The organism is Photobacterium marinum, assembly GCF_000331515.1.
Lineage (GTDB): Bacteria > Pseudomonadota > Gammaproteobacteria > Enterobacterales > Vibrionaceae > Photobacterium > Photobacterium marinum.
On the sequence record NZ_AMZO01000001.1, the window covers coordinates 1 to 17,411 of the forward strand.

Here is a 17,411-nt window from a genome sequence, read left to right on the forward strand (position 1 = left end):
CAAATCCCTATCTCTCCGCCACATTCTAGAGGTTGGGCGCAAGCCGGGCTTCATACAGAATTGGAGCGGTAGTTCAGTTGGTTAGAATACCGGCCTGTCACGCCGGGGGTCGCGGGTTCGAGTCCCGTCCGCTCCGCCACTACATTGAAGGCTTAGTCGAAAGACTAGGCCTTTTTTGTATGCCTTGAATTTGTGTTCGCCCTTCGGACGAATGAGTTCTCGAAGAGTCCCGCAGGAAGGCCAGCTCGTCGTGCAACCCCAGTGGATCGCCACTGATTAAAGCCCTTAACTCGGCGGTCCCGACGAAAGGCAAGGGCTTTTTCGTTTGTGGCTTTTAAGATTTTTAAATCTTATTTCAGGCGTCGTTCGTCATATGGCCGTGACTCATATGATCTTGGTGGTGTCGCACTGCTTTTGTCACTTAATGTCTTCAGATAAGCAACGACCGCAGCTTCATCTTCTTTGGTCATTTTAAGGTTACCGACAGGCCCAAAGTTTGACGTTGATATAGCAACATTGTCCTTTATTTCAGGCTCCGGCCAGCAATTCGCTTCCATTGCAGCTTCAATTTCCCATTCACCTGGTTCACAACGTGTCTTGGCAAAGAAGCAAGCGGTAGAAACGGCAAGTTTTTCTTCGTCAGTTGTCGCTGCGGCACACTGGGCTAATTCTTCATCTGTAGTCGGAACTGCCGCTGTATTATAGAAATGAATGAGTTGTTCTAAGGATTTAAACCAACCGTTATGTGTATAAGCTTTCATAAAGCGGCGGTCTGGACGTTTATCTACATTACGTAATGTCGGTACTTTATGTTGACCGAGGTGGGCATTATTTGATGTTACATCAAATAGCCCTTTATTAGGCTCTGCTGCGTTTGGTATTTCATGATTATATGGTACACCAAGGTTGAAATAGCGATCATTGGTATACCTTTCAAATTTTCCGACACCCTCATTGTTTTCGCTCTGATGGCAGAAGAAGCATCGAGCACCTGTACCAGGGCCAACACCATAGAATAAGTCATGACCGTGATTTTCCTGCTCAGTAAACAGGTCTAGCGGGAATTTTCCATCAGCATCACCTCTTAAGGCTATGTCTCGCTTAGAATCAAAGCGGTTATTGTCACTGGACATTTGCCATGCTGATAAAGATACGGCAAATCTTGCAAACTCTTTGTCGATGTTTTCATCATTACAGGTAAGCTCTGTTCCCCAGGCATATTCATACAGCTCTTTACCCCAAGATGTGCTATCAACTTGAATACAGACTGACTTTTTATCAGGCAATGCTTGCTCGACGGGATTTGTATATGGGCTCGCGTGCGCTTGGTCTGAAACTGTACCTATATATTTTTCATACATAGTCTTGTATTCGTTACCCAAGCCTTCGAATACATTAATCTTATGAAAAGATTCGATTAAGTCACCTTCAGCTCGGCCATTCCAGAAGGCACCACCACATGGAGCTGTTCCGCCAAATGCTTGGCAAGCAGGATCAAAGTTTTTAATCCCGATAACTTTTCCTTCGCCATCCAGAAATTGCGCATATTTATTTGTTGGTGGTTTAAGTGTGCCAACTTTGCTGGGATCTGATCCCCTAACCGCAACTTCACCAAGGTTTGTTGTTGAGTCACCGTTAGTACCACCTGTTCCGCCTGAATGGCAAGAAGAACAAGACATGTTATTGTTCAACGAAATTTCTTCGAAGAATAGGCGCTTTCCCATTTCTTCTATGTACGTTAGATTATTATCAGCTGCGCTTACACTGAAGGGAATAAACCCAATAGATAAAGTTAATCTGATGGCAGCTTTGTAAGGATTCATTATCACTTTTTTCCTTATTAATTCTTTATTCATTACTCACTCCTGGTTACTGACGGTGACTAACACCACAGCTTCAATATTCCTTTCTATCTGTAGGGATGAATTGACTGATTGAATTTAGCAAAATTGCCTAGCGATAATTTTCTCAATGATGGTAAATGTACATAAAGCGTTTAAGTATTTGATGATTATGTATTTATTTCTTTATTTGTATGGTGTTTTTCAATTTAATGAATTGGTGCGGCTTTTATTTTCATTGTTAGTTTTGATTATTATTTTTGGAGCCAGGGCATGAAATAAGACAAAGTATTATTATGATTTTGTTAGTGTGAGAATCTCATGAGGATAATTGTGTTTTGGGGAACTAAGATTGTGTTTAATAAATTAGAATGAGCGTATTAAATTAGGATATTGCGAATAGTCATTAATAATTGTGAAAAATAGGGGGAAGAGTAGTGATTATTGAGGGGGGATATCTTATGGGTTTGACCATTCCCCCTGACATCGGTTAAGAACCAGAGGGAGTGGTAAACATGTTAGAACGATTTTAGTTCGTTAAAATGCTGAAAATTTTATCTTTAAGTTGAAGCCGCTCTAGTTTGAGCTGGGTGAAATGTGAATCTTCTGTAGGAACGTTATTTGATTCTAACCCTCTTATCGTATGGTCGAGTTGATGATATCTGTCTGATAAAGTTTTGAAGTTTTCATCAGTCATTTTCAACTCCTGAATTTTGTCTTGCATTTCAGGGAACTCAAGGAAGAGTGCGTGATTTTCACCTAGCATCTTAATACTCCATACGTTTGATTTTAATGATAATGCACTGCTTTTTCTCATCGCCGTTTTTATAACAATCAGCTCACCTGTGCAGGTGAATTGAATAGGATCCGATTGCGCCTCTTAGAGTAGAAGAATCATATTGGTATTATTTTGCGCTTTCGTCGTTCGGACCTTCATTTATCTGTATTAATAATAGAACGAAAAACGCTAATGAAGGTATGTGAATAATAAAAAAGGGCTGAGTGACAACGTCACTCAGCCCTTTTTTGAGCACAAAAATCTTTATTGAATAAAGCTGATATATGTCTGAAGTACGACTAAGTTCGCAATATCAATGAAGAAAGCACCTACAATAGGTACAACCATGAACGCCTGTGGTGACGGACCATTGCGAGACACCAGTGATCCCATGTTCATTACAGCTGTAGGTGTTGCGCCCATACCGAATCCACAGTGGCCGCCTGAAATGACTGCTGCATCATAGCTCTTACCCATAAGGCGGAAAGTTACGAAGTAAGCAAATATCGCCAGCGTAATGGTTTGCACAGCCAGAATAACCAGCATAGGCAATGCCAATTCCATTAGCTCCCATAATTGAAGGCTCATCAGTGCCATAGCCAGGAACAGAGATAAAGAGATAGTACCCAGTGCATCGACTGTTTCAGTATTAACTTTGTACACCTTGGTTGTTTCGCACACATTTGTGATGAATACACCAATGAATAAGGCATAGACAAAGTCCGGGATACGCAGCCAGTTAATACCTAAGCTATCTACCAACTCTTTGACGTGAGAAGCACCAGCAACGCAGACCAATAAAATGAAGAGTACTTCAATGGTGTTTTTTGCTGTGATTCGGTCTTCTTCGTGATCACTGTACGTAACCAGATCCGGATGTGCCGCGTGATGATGCTCACCACCACCAAACTCCGACTTTAATTCGAACTTATTGATCAGGCGCTGTGCGACTGGACCGCCAATGATACCGCCCATGATCAAGCCAAATGTGGCAGCCGCCATAGAAAGCTCAAGGGTCTGGAGGCCGAAGTCGCTTGCAAAAGTCTGTGACCATGCTGCACCTGTACCGTGGCCACCGGAAAGGGTGATTGAGCCAACGATCAGTCCAAGTAGAGGGTCAAGGCCTAGCATAGTACTCAGGCTTACACCTACTGCGTTTTGGATCACGATATATAAAGTAGCTACGCCAAGGAAAAGGAATACGCGTGAACCACCTTTAGCCAGCAACTTGAAGCTTGCTGCTAACCCGACTGTCGCAAAGAACATCTGCATTAACGTGTTCTTAAGGCTTAGTTTAAATGTGATGTCTGTGCCATGCTGGTGAAGAACTGTAATGATAACAGCTACGATAAGGCCACCGACAATAGGTTCTGGGATATTATACTTTCGCAGAACCTTTACTTTGCTATTAATAAAGTAGCCAAGAAAAAGCACGACAATCGCAATGAGCATGGATTCCAGCTCGTTAATTTGAATTGTTGAGTTCATGATGTTGTCTTACATACTTTTTTCATACGGCAATTTTAACTACTAAAAACCCTTGTGCCTATATTGCTTTATGCCGGCTAATGGTGTAGGGCGTGGAGAAATAAAAAGGGTTAAATGTAGCATGAATTAAGCGTAGGTTCTTTTTTTGGAACTGATTGTGGCCATAATATTTGTATTATGTATAAAATCAGTTCCCTTGTATTTGGCGAAAAAATTATCTATTTCGTGTGTCTTCTTTAAAGTTAACAAATACCATAGTTAACCCTTTATATATAATCTCTTTTCAATCAGTTACTTATGTTGATTGTTATTGCTGTTGATAAGGTTTTCATAGAATTTATGGCATATATATTTGTGTAAATTTAATGTTTCGTTGCGTTGGTTTTGTCTATAAAACAAGCAAACTTTAGGGTATGGGTAATTGAACGTCATTATGGTTTATTTTTGCCCTGTTTTTTTAGAAAAATAATTTCAAAAAATTATTAATTCAGAACCAAATTCCCATCCATTGAGAATTTACAGCGTGCTTTCTATACGAAGCTGAAGAGATAAAACTTCTTTGAAGTCACATTTCTCGAAAGAAATGATGTTTTTTATGTTGGCTGGTGTCCGATAAAAACCAGAACCAGCCAGCAATAAAAGGAAATAACTTGGATTGAGTGAAAAATAAACAGGTGAGGCGGGGGGGTTAGGACTGTCGCTTTTTTAATTTCAGATCTTTTCTGAGTTGTTGAATGTAGCGAACTCTGTCCGGGTCAGCCGGTTTAGCCTGAGGCTTTAGTTGATCTGCATTATGAGCCTCACTTTCTAGGACACATCTGCCATTTACTCGGGTATGTGCCGCTTTGGTTTCAAAGCTGGCTCGCTCAGAGGCTTCTTCCTGAGCTTTAGCAATCGCTTCACGGGCTACACTCTGGCTGGTTGCATCTTGAATTACAGGTTGGCGTTGAAAGGTACGCTTACCTGGAGCAGCTGTTTTAGACTGTTGATCTCGCTGCTTGATAAAGTCATCTAAATAATCACTAAAGCTCATAATGGTACCTCAGGGGCGTTTAAGTGACAGGTCTTTGATGAAAATTATATGGTTGAATATGCAAAGGGACAAATGCTTTCCTTGATAGCCGCGTTATTTCGCCGTACTTATTGAATTATTGCCGATTCATTGGCCTCAATATAAAGGCGCTCAAATTCACTTAGTGGCATAGGTGAACCGAAGTAAAAGCCCTGAAATTCTTCAACACCCAAGGTGTCCAGAAATTCCTGTTGAGCTTTGGTTTCAACACCCTCTGCAACAACTTGCATTTTCAGGTTGTGAGCCAGTTCAACGATGGACCGCGTAATGGATATATTGTCTTTGTTTTCGGGCAGATCTTTAATGAACTCACGATCGATTTTCAGAATATGAATTGGGAAGCGACTTAAATAAGCCAGAGACGAGTAACCGGTACCGAAGTCGTCAATCGAGATCTTTACACCTAATTTTTCTAGATTTACGAGTTTATCCAGTGCGGTGGTTACATCACACATGATGACACTTTCAGTGATTTCCAGTTCAAGTGAGTGCGGGTCACATCCTGATTCGCTCAGAGCGCTCTGGACAGTTCTGACAAGATTTGAGTTGAGTAACTGTCGTGCAGAGATATTAAGAGCAAATCTGATGTTAAACCCCTTCTGATGCCATTGTTGTAGCTGGTGGCAAGCCTGGTGGATCAGGTACTCACCCACTTCAATGATTAGGCCTGAATTTTCTAACACCGGAATGAATTCGACAGGGGATCGGATCTGTCCTTTTTCATCTTTCCAACGTAGTAGGGCTTCAACACCACAGATTTTACGAGTCGCTGCATTAATCTTCGGCTGGTAGTAAAGTTCATATCTATCCGTACCAATGCTTTTTCTTAGCTCTGACTCAAGTTGGATGCGTTTAATATTGTCGAGACCCATCTGTCGGGTGAAGAAACAGAATTGGTTGCGATTTTTTTCCTTTGCGCGATAAAGGGCGATATCTGCATTTTTGAACAAATTGTCGACATTATTACTGTCATCAGGGAACAGGCTGATCCCCATACTGGCAGTAATAAGTAGCTCTTTATTCTCAACACAAAGAGGCTCGCGGATGTGATTGATGATTCTGTCTGCTAGGTTGGCTATATTTTCTGGTGAAACGTCTGATTTAATGACAATGGCAAACTCATCCCCACCGAGTCTTGCAAGTAAATCACCCTCTCTGAGGGTATGTTCGATACGCTGGGCTATAGCCGTTAAAACCTTATCGCCGATATCGTGACTGAATGAATCATTGATCTGTTTAAAGTGATCAAGATCAATGGTTAGTAAGGCAATGCTCTTGAATTCCTTCCTTGCCTGAATCATTGCACTTTCGATGTATTGAAGGAGCAGGGTTCGATTTGGCAATTCGGTAAGCAGGTCGTAATGGGCCAGTTTGTGAAGTTTGTTTTCAAAAAGGATCCGTTCAGTAATGTCTTTACCGGTGGAAATATAATGACTGATTCTGCCACGGTTGTTCCGGATCGGCGAGATGGTTCTCTCTTCATAAATGATGGAGTCATCAGCCTGCCTGCGGGCAATCACTCGATTGATTGTTTTACCTTCTTTCAATTCATCCTGTACTGCACGAACTTCTTTGTCATTATCTAAAGTTTCTTTTAGCAATGCTGAAGATTGAGCACCAAGGATATCTCTGGATTTGATGCCATTGAATTTTTCAAATGCCTGATTGACATATTCAACGATACCCTGGTTATTTGTGATAATGATTGAGTCATTACTTTGCTCCAGGGCTCTGCTCATGCTTTTCAGTTTTTCTTCGCGTTCAATCCAGTAAGTGACATCTCGGAAATTCAGCAGAATTTCACTTCGGTTACTGTAGTGTGTTTCTGTCGCGATAAATTCAATGTACCGGGTTTTGAGCTGGCTGAGCTTGATCCTGACTTTTATAGGTTTGTCATTGGCTTCAATATCTGAATTGTGAATCTGCTCGACGAGTTCTTTGATTTGCTGGCGATTTTTATCGCCTGATATCAGTTTAAGCAGGCTTTTACCTGGTGCGGAATCATCATTGATATTCAGGATTCGGCCGGCTGCTTTGTTAATGGTATTGATAGTCATGTCTCGGTCAATCGTCAGAAGACCATCTGGCACATGCTTTAGAACCGTTGAGTATTGCAGTGCGACATCTTGATTTTCCTGTTTGAGCTTTTGTTCATGACGAAGCAAGTGCAGTAGATGCCACGACAGTACAGCACAACCGGAGCAGAGGGAAAGAACTAAAGTAGCGAGTAGTGAGACTCTTATTATCCTTTCCCGGGTAAAGGCCAGCTCCATTACTGCCTGACTCATGTCTATTTTTGATATCACCGTCCAGGGGAGGTCGCTGCCATCGAAGGGGAGGGTAAATAATTCGTCTCCTTGAAATTTATCACCGGAGAAGAAGCGGGTATAAGTGAAGAGAAAATCCCCCTCAATCATCTGGCCTCTTTCTTCGGTTTGAATTTTGTTCCATAGATCAGGGTAGTTATCAAAGAAATCATTGTTGAGATTGCCATTAGGTCCCGGCATAAACTGCCAGGAAGTATGAGCCTCTGGCCCTAACAGCCATTGCCCCTCTTTATTTATCAACCAGTTTTGTCCGTGAGTCCATTGATAGAGGTTATTGAGTTCTTCGAGATAGGTATAGCCAAGGTAGTTAAGGGCAATTAACCAACTGCGCCCATTAACAACAAAATGACTGACAAAACGAAGCATAGGTTTTGTCGGCTCTTCTATTTGCCCGTTCTCCATGTTCAGATCAAACTCGGAAGTGTAGAAAGTGCCGGGTTCAATTTTCAACGCATTACTTACATAAGGACGATGGCTTTTATCCTGAAGCATATTGTCATCAACTTGAACGGCTTTTCCGTCAGTCATGTTGATTCGGATAACTTCTTTACCTTGATCGTTTATCAGTCTTACTTGATCGTAGAAAGAACGTGTAAGGATCATTCTTTTAAAGGCATTGGTGACAATGTCTTTTTTCTCGGCGGGGTTGTGTAAGTTATTGCTCACTTCCTGAATTTTTTGTGTCAGGTAACGAAGGTCATCAATGATAGGCGCAAAATGTAACCGCGTGATATGCAGTGTGGATTGCTGGATGTTACGCTCTCTTTCCATGATGCGTTGTTCCAGCTGTTTGACATCCTGATGGTAAATATAGAAAGCACTTCCCGCTGTAATGGCAAGAAGGGGGAATAATAAGGCGATGAATCGGAATAACGCAGCTCTCATTAACACGTCCATGATGCAATCTGATGCTTATCAAGAATTAGTATAGAGTACGGTGGAAGCAGAATGCACACAAAGTTGTAATGTTGCTGTTTGTTTTGCTAGGCAGTTCACTATCAGCAACAAGATAAGTTGCGAAAAAAGAATAAAAAACGGGGTAGTGTGGCTACCCCGTTTTGTTGTTATTAACTATATGATTAATCAGAACTTAAATTGATCAAGAGCTGACTTGCTGATCTGTTCTGCCAATACTTTGTGGGTCTTGGTTGTTGGGTGTGTAACGCCCCAGAACATATAGCTATCAGAACCGTATGTGGCACATTCGTTAGTTAGCGAGTGGCTCATCAGGTAGTCTTTCGCTGAGTTACGGTCAATGTTCAGACATGCATCTGTCACATTGTGGAAACCGTATTTCGCAGGATTTGTTGAAATATCCTTAAACAGGCCACTGGTATCGTAAAGTGAGATATTCACGCCCTGAAGCTGGTATTTAAGTACTTCCTGTTTGATGAATTCGTTGAATTCTTCAATCTTGCGGCGAACTTCTACTGCTTTTTGTGGTTCAGAGTATTTGAACTGAGGCGCAATTGTTGCGTCTGGCAGAGTCAGCGCCAGAATGTTCTGTGCACCGTTATCAGTCAGGCGCTTAAGGGCGCGGGCGAAGTCGTCACTTACGTCTTTTACTGAGCGGTCGTAGTTGACGAAGTCGTTCAGGCCAAATTCAATTGTAAACAGGCTGTTTTCCGGGTTGTAGTTCTTCGCCATTTTCATGTAAGTCAGGTAGGAATCAACCTGATCATGAATACCGGAAAGTAGCAGGTATTGAGTATCACCGGCTGCACCACCTACAGACCAGTTATATAGTGGCAGGTGCTTGTCTTGGGCAATGTATTCAACCCAGACAAAACCGTTGCTGAAGTGACCCAGGAACCATGAGTTCGGGTTAGGGAAGCGCCACTGGAATGCGTTGAACAGGTTACCGGTATCTGAAATGCTGTCACCAAAGGCAATGATCTTATTGATCTTCTCTGGCTGGTAGCTGTTTTCATTTGTCCAGAATGAGTGGTTGTAAGAGAAACGGTTATCTGAAGCGAAGTAAGTGATGTCAGCCGTTTCATGATCTACACCCAGTGTTTTCTGGCAGCGTTCCATGATCTCGTCTTGTGGAGTATCGGTATAGAACATGTTCATGAACGAAATGGATGAATACCAGTATCCGTGGACTTTGTAGTAACTACCGTCATCATTTAGAGCCCATTCCCACTCTGTTGCTGGATCATTGTGGTTGTGATGAGGACGGTACCAGCAGCGGGCATAGGTATAAGTTGTATCAGACTGAACGCTTCGAACGGCTTCTGCTGTGATATCTTCTGCGCGAACCATTTCTGTGGCAGACGCAACGCCGCAGAAAGGAAGCAATATTGAAATGGCAAGTAATGTTTTTTTCATTTTTAGTCCAATAATAGTTATTGTTGTTTAGTCGCCAACATAACGACAAAGTGAACCACTCATTCCTGATGAGTGATTAAGGGGTTACGGTGCTGAAGTCAGTAAAGCGGCTGGTATAAAGCACGCTGTCTGGCTTGTCTTGAATATCTTCAATGCGCAAAATGCTAGGTACAGCTGTTGATGCATCAATGGCATTGATGGTTCTGTCATAGTTAGTTGTAAACAGCACATCATTTGAGAACTGATTAGGTTCCTGCCATGACCAGACCTGAGTATTTGGGGCGTAGTCATCATTACAGTTGGTGCTCAGAGAGAGTTTCCCGCCTTCTGAGTCCAGACATTGATTCAGATTAGCGACACTGCGGTAGCGTTTTTCCTGATCGTAGATAAACGACTGAGATTTACTGCCTTCAACACAATCCTTGAATGTCAGTTCACGGCCATTAACCACCGTCAGACACTGTGCTTTTTCCTGACTAAGGTAGGTTGATTTGATTGTTACAGCATCACTTCCAAGGAACCATGGGCTGTTCCAGTCAATGGTGATTGGGAAGCTGTCGGTATAGGTCAGCTTTTCAAAATTTCTGTCTTCCTGCCAATTACGGTTCCAGTCAGTTTTTCCTGTCCATAACTGGCTGCCTGATGCGTAACGGCGGCCGATAATCCAGCGGTTGTGGCCAAACAGAGCAAGGCTGTTTACCTTGGTAGTGACATTAATGGTTGAGCTGCCAGAGACATCTTCTTTAGCCGCTATTTTGGCTACGAAATCCGGACGCAGGCCACTCAGAGCCAGTGGGTTATTCGAGCGGATCTTGTCGAAATTCCATGGGTTGCCGCGGAAGTCATCATAGTCCCAGCACCAACCATCAGCCGTACCAAGGTTACAGAAACCATTTTCCGGATTGATTTGGGAGCCATATTTGTTGTTGATGTATTTAATTTGATAACCGTCGCGGTTAGTTTGGGTAATAAGGCCAAACTCTTTTTTGTTGGTGATGGTATATTTGTCAGTAAATTTATATTCAATATCTTTAATCGGAATTTTAGGTGAAAAACCAAGGCCGACTTTGATGCTTGAGCTGGTTTCTTTCTCTACTTTTGACTCAACTTGATCTTGCATACGAGGATATAAATCGTTGAGATAGATATCACCATTTGCAAGTTTGGCTTTGTCATTTACTTTCACATCGACGCTGACTGAATCTAGGTATTCCTTGTAAACATAACTGACGCTGCTGTTATGCTGCCAGCGGCGGTAAATATCAGACCACGCATTTTCCATTCCCATGTCGATACCTGTTCCTTCTGCAAGGACGATCTCAACAAATTTATCTTTATCACCGGAACGGGAGTAATAAGGTGATTTTCTGTAATAACGAACTTTATATTTTAGTGTTGCGTTACCTTTGTTCTCACGCTCTACGTTAAATCGACGGTGAAGAACAAATTCCATGACTTTAGGATTACTGCTTGAGCTTAGTGAGCGACGTGTGCGGCTGCGTTTGTTTAAATCGTTTGTCAGGTTTGTCGCTACGTATTCAGTATCCGGATGATCTAATAAATAGATTTGTCTTTCAGAGATCTTATTTGGTTTGGTGATGAGTACATAGTTAGTACTGACACCTAAGCCAAGGATATGGTTGGTAAAACTGCTTCTTTGTACTGGTGATAACTTTGTCAGGTTCAGTACATAGTAATTACAATCTTGAGGTAAGGTTTGTTCGTTACCAGACAGATGACATTCTTGCTGAAAGTAAGCGGTGGAAGACTGGATTATATCTGCTAATACATCTGTCTGATTAAGGGTGGCTGCATGGTTTAATGAACTGAAAGGTAATAAAAAGCTCATGCCGATAAACGCGCACGGTAATTTATTCATTGTATTTTCCTTTATTCACACTTTATTCTGGGTATAGAAGTGTTGCGGCTTTATTTTAGGAAGGGTGAATAAAGGCAACTAGAGTGAAAGCGCGTTTTTGCGTTGCTGTGTTGAAAAATACTGTCATTTTCAACATTCACTGTCAATGTTGCCAGGGATTTATAAAATCCGGTTTTGAATGCAGGTCAATAAAATGAGAGGTAAAAAGTTTAACTGATATTAAATTGTCTCAAATTTATTATGGGTAATAAAAAAGATAGAGCTTAAATAACGAGGTAATATATTTATAGTTACCATACGACATGTTATTTATTGGTGAATAAATATGAATGAAATATTCACGATGTTCTTATATGTTAGGAATTTAACGTGGGAAATATTGGCAGATGTAAAGCAATTAATAAGCTAATTGACTTACATCTGTATGGTTACTGTTCAGTTATATTGCCCTTTGAAATTACCACTCGCCAATATTATCCATTGATACCCATGGTTCTCTTGGTGCTAGTGGTTCTCCTTTTTGTAATAACTCAATAGATATACCGTCAGGTGAGCGGATAAAAGCCATATGGCCATCACGAGGAGGACGGCTTATCGTGACGCCTTGTTCCTGGAGGTGAGAGCAGAGTTCGTAAATGTTATCGACACGAAAAGCCAGGTGACCAAAGTTCCGGCCACCGGTATAAATCTCCGGGTCCCAGTTATAAGTCAGCTCAATCAAAGGTGTGTTATGGGCTCCGGCACGAGTAACATCATCACGGGCAGCGAGGAAGACCAGAGAGAAGCGCCCTTTGTGATTATCGATACGGTGAATTTCCTGTAGCCCGAGCTTGGTACAATAAAAGTCAAGCGATTCATCCAGATCTCTGACGCGAACCATGGTATGCAGATATTCCATTCTGTTTTTTCCTTTTAGTTAAACCATTCCAGTAGCAAATCGCTGACGGCTTCACCTACACCAGCTGCTGATTGGGGGTTTTGGCCTGTAACCAGTCGTCCGTCGATGACAACATTTGCGGTCCATGCTGGCTTTTCGACAAAGTGCGCACCGCGGATCATCAGCTCGTCCTGGAGAGAAAAGGGCACAACGTTATCCAGTTCAACGGCTTTTTCTTCTGTATTGCTGAAGCCGGTAACTCGTTTATCGTCAATCAAATAACTATCATCAGAAAGCTGGATATTGATTAGTGCTGCCGGACCATGACAGATGGCTGCCACAATTCCACCTTCTTCATAGATTTCGTTTGCTTTGTCCTGAACGTCGGGATCATCGGGAAAATCCCACATAGTGCCGTGACCTCCGGCGAAAATAATGGCCTGATATTCAGAGGCATTGATGTCATCAAGTGAGCGGCTGTTTTTAAGATTTTCTGCCAGTTCAGGCGTTGCTAAAAACAGGGCATTGTTTCTGTCTTCTTCATCAAAACTTTTGGGATCAATGGGAATTTCACCGCCTTGAATTGAGACAATATCGACATCGATTCCATGCTTGGCAATTGCATAGTAAGGGTGGGTGAGCTCTGAGAACCAAAGACCAGTGGTTTGATTGCTGTCGCCAAGTCGTGCGTGGCTGGTCACTACAATTAATGCCTTTGCCATGTTTAACATACCTCCGCGCCGGATATTGTCAGTAAAAGGGACACACCTCAGACATAAGCGTAGTAAGAATCACTGTGAATAGAAAAATAGTCCGGTATTCGATGTAATGCTTCCAGTTATCGATGAGAACTTGTGCTGTGAAGTGAGACGAAGTTTTATCTGCAACTGAATGTATTTTTTAATAACTCAACCAGCAAACTTGTGCTTGTTTATTGACCATTGTGAAATGCCCGCAGTTAACTGAAAAATAAGGGAAAGGCGATGAAATGGGTGGTTAGGACGGGTATAGGAATCGTATGTTTAATGTTATTGCTGATGGTCGGGCTAATGCTCATTCCACCGCCGGAAATGCCGCAACCTGATGGTCCGCATAAAGTTGGTGTTACGGAGTTTGAAGTGGGGGATGTTTCGCAGCGGGTTCATATTATGGCTTGGTATCCGGCAGCTGATACAGCGAAAGGGCAACATCTACCTTATACCGAAAGTTATGTGGCAGAAGCTTTGAGTGCACAACAGGGACTGCCTCCTGCACTGCTACATGATGAAAGGCCTTCATCGTCAATCATTGATGGTCAAATTCTGGCAGGAAAGCATCCGGTGCTTCTGTTTAATCACGGTTATGGCTCACATGCTATGCAAAACCTAACCAATATGGAGCAGCTTGCCAGTCATGGTTACATCGTTATGTCTCTGGGGCATCCAGGGCACAGCTTGGTGGTGAAGATGCTTAATGGTGATTTGGTTCAGCAGAAGCCAGAAGTCGCTTTTGACCCTGAGCTTTTAACGGCTGAATATGGAAATAAGATCGCGACATATACAGAGAAATTGCGAAAGAGTGCCTCTTTGGATGAGTGGCAGCAAAAGATGCAGCAGTATGAACAAGTAATGATGAATGATGCTGTTGGTTATTTTGGGAGATGGGTTAAGAACAATCAGCAGTTGCTTGATGCCTTGCCGGATATTGCCAGCAGCCAGCAAAAAACGTTATTTGGCGGGCACCTTGATCTCGACAGAGTGGCAGCTTTCGGGCATTCGTTTGGCGGTGCTGTGGCGTCGCACCTTGTTATGAACGATGAACGTGTTAAAGCAGGGATCAATCTTGATGGGCAGTTGTTTTCATTTTCAGTGAACCCGGAAAGCCGCGCACCGTTGTGTATTGCTTATTCTACGGATAACCAGTTGGCTGGCATTGCTCAGGATTTCTCCTGGGTTAATAGCCAGGTAGTCAAAGCGAGTGCCGGAGGAGGATGTGAGGCGCAATTTACAGGGGCCGCTCATATGAACTTCAGCGACTTAAACTATGTCACGCCATTGAAATATGCCGGTATTCTGGGAGCGATTGATTCAAATGTGATGCACAAAGCCACAAACGGCTTATTGGTCGGTTTCTTTAATCAGTATTTACGCGGTGGTGAGCCAATGCAGGCTCCTGCTGATGTCGAGTTTCGGATGTATTAATGTTTTCTGACGTTGTTTTAGGGCAGTTCTTAAATAGTCTGAGGATCGTTCTAGGATAGTTTCACGATCATTCCGGTTCAATTTACACAGTTAACAGAAAAGCCCCGGCCAGAATGCTCTGTGCCGGGGCTTTGTTATCTGCTTGTATCCTGTCGGATTAGCTTACTTCAATCGGACCACCGAATGAGGTTACCGGTGGTACTTTGCCAGTGAACTTCTCGAAGTTAACCAGACAAGTGTTCGCACTGGTCGCCTGTGCAAGCTCTGATGACGGAATATCCTGAGTCAGGGTGTTCGGGTCACCGTAGGTATCGATAGCACCGTCTTTTTCGTTAAGCGGGCCGTACCATGCTCCTTCCTCGATACGGATAACACCACGAGCATAGCTGTCAGTCAGTACTGCACCGGCCAGTAGCTGGCCACGGTCATTGAAGACGCGCACCAGGTCGCCGTCTTTAATGCCTTTCTCTGCGGCATCCTGAGGGTTAATGTAAACCGGCTCACGACCTTTAACAGCGTAAGTCGCACGGAACTCTTCAGATTCACACATCTGTGAGTGAAGACGTTTGTCTGGGTGACATGACTGCATCCAGAATGGGTGCTTTTCAGAACCCGGACCACCGTGAGAACGTTCACTCTTCTCGAACCACATAGGGTGGCTTTGACAGTGTTCGTAACCGAAGCGACCAATCTTGCGGCTGCTGATTTCAATGAAGCCTGATGGGGTACCCAGTGCATTGATTTCCGGATCTTCACGGAAGTCAGCATGGCGAACCCAAGGTTTACCTTCACCGAAGTCCAGTACGCCTTTCTCCCAGAACTCATCAAACTCAGGCATGTCAAACTTACCCTTGTTTGCATCACGGCAATCAGAGTACAGCTGACGAACCCATTCCATCTCGTCCATACCACGAGTGTATTCTTTGTGGCGGCCGAAGCGACGGGTCAGCTCAGTAAAGATTTCGAAGTCAGTTTTCGACTGGTACAGCGGGTCAACCAGTTTGTGCATCGCCAGCAGGCCGCGGCCACTGTATGAGCCGTATACGTCGATATCATTACGTTCGAACTGAGTACAGGCCGGCAGTACGATGTCAGAGAAACGACAGGTAGCCGTCCATGCAAAGTCTACGGTTACAACTGTCTGAAGCTTGCGGAATGCCTTCTTCATACGGTTGCGATCCTGGTGGTGGTGCCACGGGTTGTTACCGCTGATCACCATCATCTTGTAGTCAGGCAGGGTAACGGTTGAACCGTTGTACTTAATTTTCTTACCAGGTTCCAGCAGACAGTCAATCCAGCGGGCTACCGGGATTGTACGGCTGTAGCCGTTGAAATCGTTGTTGTCCCACTTAGGCTTTTTGCCCTGGTCAAGGTTACGCGGGAAACCGCCCGGAGCCGCAAAACCGGTTGAAGGTACACCGATTGAGCTGTAGTGGTGGCCGTAAGAAACACCACCGCCAGGCAGACCAATCTGACCAACCATTGCAGCGATAACTGCACCCATCCAGTATGGTTGTTCACCGTGCTCCTGACGCTGGATACACCAGCCGAACAGGATCTGAGTACGGCCGTTAACCAGCATGCGGGCAAATTCGCGGATCTTGTCAGCATCAACACCACAGATCTCTGCTGCCCACTCAGGGGTTTTCTCGATGTTGTCTTTTGACTTACCCATCAGGTAAGGAACAAACTCGTCGAAGCCCAGGCAGTAAGTTCTGATGAATTTCTTGTCGTACAGATCTTCAGTGTACAGGGTATGCGCTACCGCTAGCATGAAGGCTACGTCGGTCTGCGGGTTGATGTACAGGTGATCGTTGCCCAGGTAGCGCTGGGTTTTGTTTTTCACCGGGTCAACAGACAGAACGTTCACTTCGCCCTTGGCAACTTTCTCTTTCAGTTGCTCAAGGTATGCGTACGATTCGTGAGTTTCACAGTTCCAGCCAACCTGCAGGTTTTTCACAGGGTCAGTCGCCCACAGAACGATGTTGTCACTGTTCTTCAGGATTTCAGACCATGAAGTACCCTGAGCATAAACTTCCGTTGAGCCCAGAACGTAAGGAAGAATAGTCTGGCCAGCACCGGTAGAGTAGTCACCAACTTTAGTGATGAAGTTACCGTGCATACCTACAGCACGCTGCATGTGGCTGGTACAGCTGTGGAACTGACCAGTCTGGCGCCAGCCGGTTTGACCTGCGTGCAGAGCCCATGGACCGTATTCTTTCTGAACTAGTTCCAGTTCACGGTAGAACAGATCCAGTGCTTCATCCCAGGTTACGCGTACGAAACGGTTATTGCCGCGGGTATCTGCGCTGTACTTGTGCTTTTTCAGCCAGTCCAGGCGAACCATAGGGTAACGGACACGCGACGGGCTGTAGATAATACCCTTGACACCATTGATCATATCAGTCGGGTATTTATCCATTTCCAGTGGTTTGATTTCCTGAACTTTACCAGCGTATACGTGGGCGCGGAACGCGCCCCAGTGTGAACCTGATACTTTCCAGCTGCCAGTAGTTTCAGCGGCCAGCGCTTTTGTGGAGGTCAGCAGGCCAGGACCGATAACGGATACGGCACTCGTGGTAGCAAGGCCTTTTAGAAAACTTCTTCGGGTAACAGACATTGTTTAATTACTCCATCA

11 protein-coding genes and 1 tRNA gene are annotated in these 17,411 nt (G+C 43.8%); 2 read left to right on the forward strand and 10 right to left on the reverse strand.

Translation table 11 applies throughout. From position 1 onward, the window contains the following. Positions 1–62: 62 nt before the first annotated feature. Positions 63–139: transfer RNA gene (locus C942_RS00005), tRNA-Asp, on the forward strand. A gap of 211 nt (positions 140–350) precedes the next feature. On the opposite strand, the gene C942_RS00010 is transcribed toward C942_RS00005, so the two are convergent. The 9 genes from C942_RS00010 to C942_RS00050 all read right to left on the reverse strand — a co-directional run bounded on the left by C942_RS00010 (position 351) and on the right by C942_RS00050 (position 13,315). After that, the gene (locus C942_RS00010; protein WP_007461045.1) at positions 351–1,856 is read right to left on the reverse strand and encodes a cytochrome-c peroxidase; all 1,506 of its coding nucleotides are present in this window, start codon (positions 1,854–1,856) and stop codon (positions 351–353) included. Between the two features lie 514 nt (positions 1,857–2,370). Then, a complete protein-coding gene (locus C942_RS00015; RefSeq protein ID WP_036798142.1) occupies positions 2,371–2,607 on the reverse strand; it encodes a YdcH family protein in 237 nt (78 codons plus the stop codon). A 276-nt stretch (positions 2,608–2,883) separates the two neighbouring features. Continuing rightward, complete coding sequence (gene gltS, locus C942_RS00020; RefSeq protein ID WP_007461047.1) at positions 2,884–4,107, reverse strand: sodium/glutamate symporter; 1,224 nt, start codon at positions 4,105–4,107, stop codon at positions 2,884–2,886. 688 nt (positions 4,108–4,795) lie between these two features. Continuing rightward, positions 4,796–5,140, reverse strand: coding sequence for a hypothetical protein (locus C942_RS00025; protein ID WP_007461050.1), 345 nt, complete (start codon positions 5,138–5,140; stop codon positions 4,796–4,798). A 107-nt stretch (positions 5,141–5,247) separates the two neighbouring features. Continuing rightward, positions 5,248–8,391, reverse strand: coding sequence for a bifunctional diguanylate cyclase/phosphodiesterase (locus C942_RS00030; protein ID WP_007461052.1), 3,144 nt, complete (start codon positions 8,389–8,391; stop codon positions 5,248–5,250). Between the two features lie 198 nt (positions 8,392–8,589). Continuing rightward, positions 8,590–9,837, reverse strand: coding sequence for an SGNH/GDSL hydrolase family protein (locus C942_RS00035; RefSeq protein ID WP_007461054.1), 1,248 nt, complete (start codon positions 9,835–9,837; stop codon positions 8,590–8,592). Positions 9,838–9,913: 76 nt separating this feature from the next. Further along, complete coding sequence (locus tag C942_RS00040) at positions 9,914–11,716, reverse strand: RICIN domain-containing protein (RefSeq protein ID WP_007461056.1); 1,803 nt, start codon at positions 11,714–11,716, stop codon at positions 9,914–9,916. A gap of 457 nt (positions 11,717–12,173) precedes the next feature. Beyond that, the gene (locus tag C942_RS00045) at positions 12,174–12,614 is read right to left on the reverse strand and encodes a VOC family protein (protein WP_007461058.1); all 441 of its coding nucleotides are present in this window, start codon (positions 12,612–12,614) and stop codon (positions 12,174–12,176) included. A gap of 14 nt (positions 12,615–12,628) precedes the next feature. Continuing rightward, the gene (locus tag C942_RS00050; protein ID WP_007461062.1) at positions 12,629–13,315 is read right to left on the reverse strand and encodes a type 1 glutamine amidotransferase domain-containing protein; all 687 of its coding nucleotides are present in this window, start codon (positions 13,313–13,315) and stop codon (positions 12,629–12,631) included. Positions 13,316–13,618: 303 nt separating this feature from the next. On the opposite strand from C942_RS00050, the gene C942_RS00055 reads away from it, so the two are divergent. Beyond that, on the forward strand, positions 13,619–14,773 hold the full coding sequence (locus C942_RS00055; RefSeq protein ID WP_007461063.1) for an alpha/beta hydrolase family protein: 1,155 nt from the start codon (positions 13,619–13,621) through the stop codon (positions 14,771–14,773). Positions 14,774–14,930: 157 nt separating this feature from the next. On the opposite strand, the gene torA is transcribed toward C942_RS00055, so the two are convergent. Continuing rightward, positions 14,931–17,393: a trimethylamine-N-oxide reductase TorA gene (gene torA, locus C942_RS00060; protein ID WP_007461066.1), complete on the reverse strand. Its 2,463-nt coding sequence runs from the start codon at positions 17,391–17,393 to the stop codon at positions 14,931–14,933. Between the last annotated feature and the right edge of the window lie 18 nt (positions 17,394–17,411).

What these genes read in the sequence shown, in the direction of transcription:
- C942_RS00010 (WP_007461045.1), bottom strand. Translation starts at nt 1,856, where the DNA reads ATGAATAAAGAATTAATAAGGAAAAAAGTGATAATGAATCCTTACAAA.
- C942_RS00015 (WP_036798142.1), bottom strand. Translation starts at nt 2,607, where the DNA reads ATGCTAGGTGAAAATCACGCACTCTTCCTTGAGTTCCCTGAAATGCAA.
- gltS (WP_007461047.1), bottom strand. Translation starts at nt 4,107, where the DNA reads ATGAACTCAACAATTCAAATTAACGAGCTGGAATCCATGCTCATTGCG.
- C942_RS00025 (WP_007461050.1), bottom strand. Translation starts at nt 5,140, where the DNA reads ATGAGCTTTAGTGATTATTTAGATGACTTTATCAAGCAGCGAGATCAA.
- C942_RS00030 (WP_007461052.1), bottom strand. Translation starts at nt 8,391, where the DNA reads ATGAGAGCTGCGTTATTCCGATTCATCGCCTTATTATTCCCCCTTCTT.
- C942_RS00035 (WP_007461054.1), bottom strand. Translation starts at nt 9,837, where the DNA reads ATGAAAAAAACATTACTTGCCATTTCAATATTGCTTCCTTTCTGCGGC.
- C942_RS00040 (WP_007461056.1), bottom strand. Translation starts at nt 11,716, where the DNA reads ATGAATAAATTACCGTGCGCGTTTATCGGCATGAGCTTTTTATTACCT.
- C942_RS00045 (WP_007461058.1), bottom strand. Translation starts at nt 12,614, where the DNA reads ATGGAATATCTGCATACCATGGTTCGCGTCAGAGATCTGGATGAATCG.
- C942_RS00050 (WP_007461062.1), bottom strand. Translation starts at nt 13,315, where the DNA reads ATGGCAAAGGCATTAATTGTAGTGACCAGCCACGCACGACTTGGCGAC.
- C942_RS00055 (WP_007461063.1), top strand. Translation starts at nt 13,619, where the DNA reads ATGTTATTGCTGATGGTCGGGCTAATGCTCATTCCACCGCCGGAAATG.
- torA (WP_007461066.1), bottom strand. Translation starts at nt 17,393, where the DNA reads ATGTCTGTTACCCGAAGAAGTTTTCTAAAAGGCCTTGCTACCACGAGT.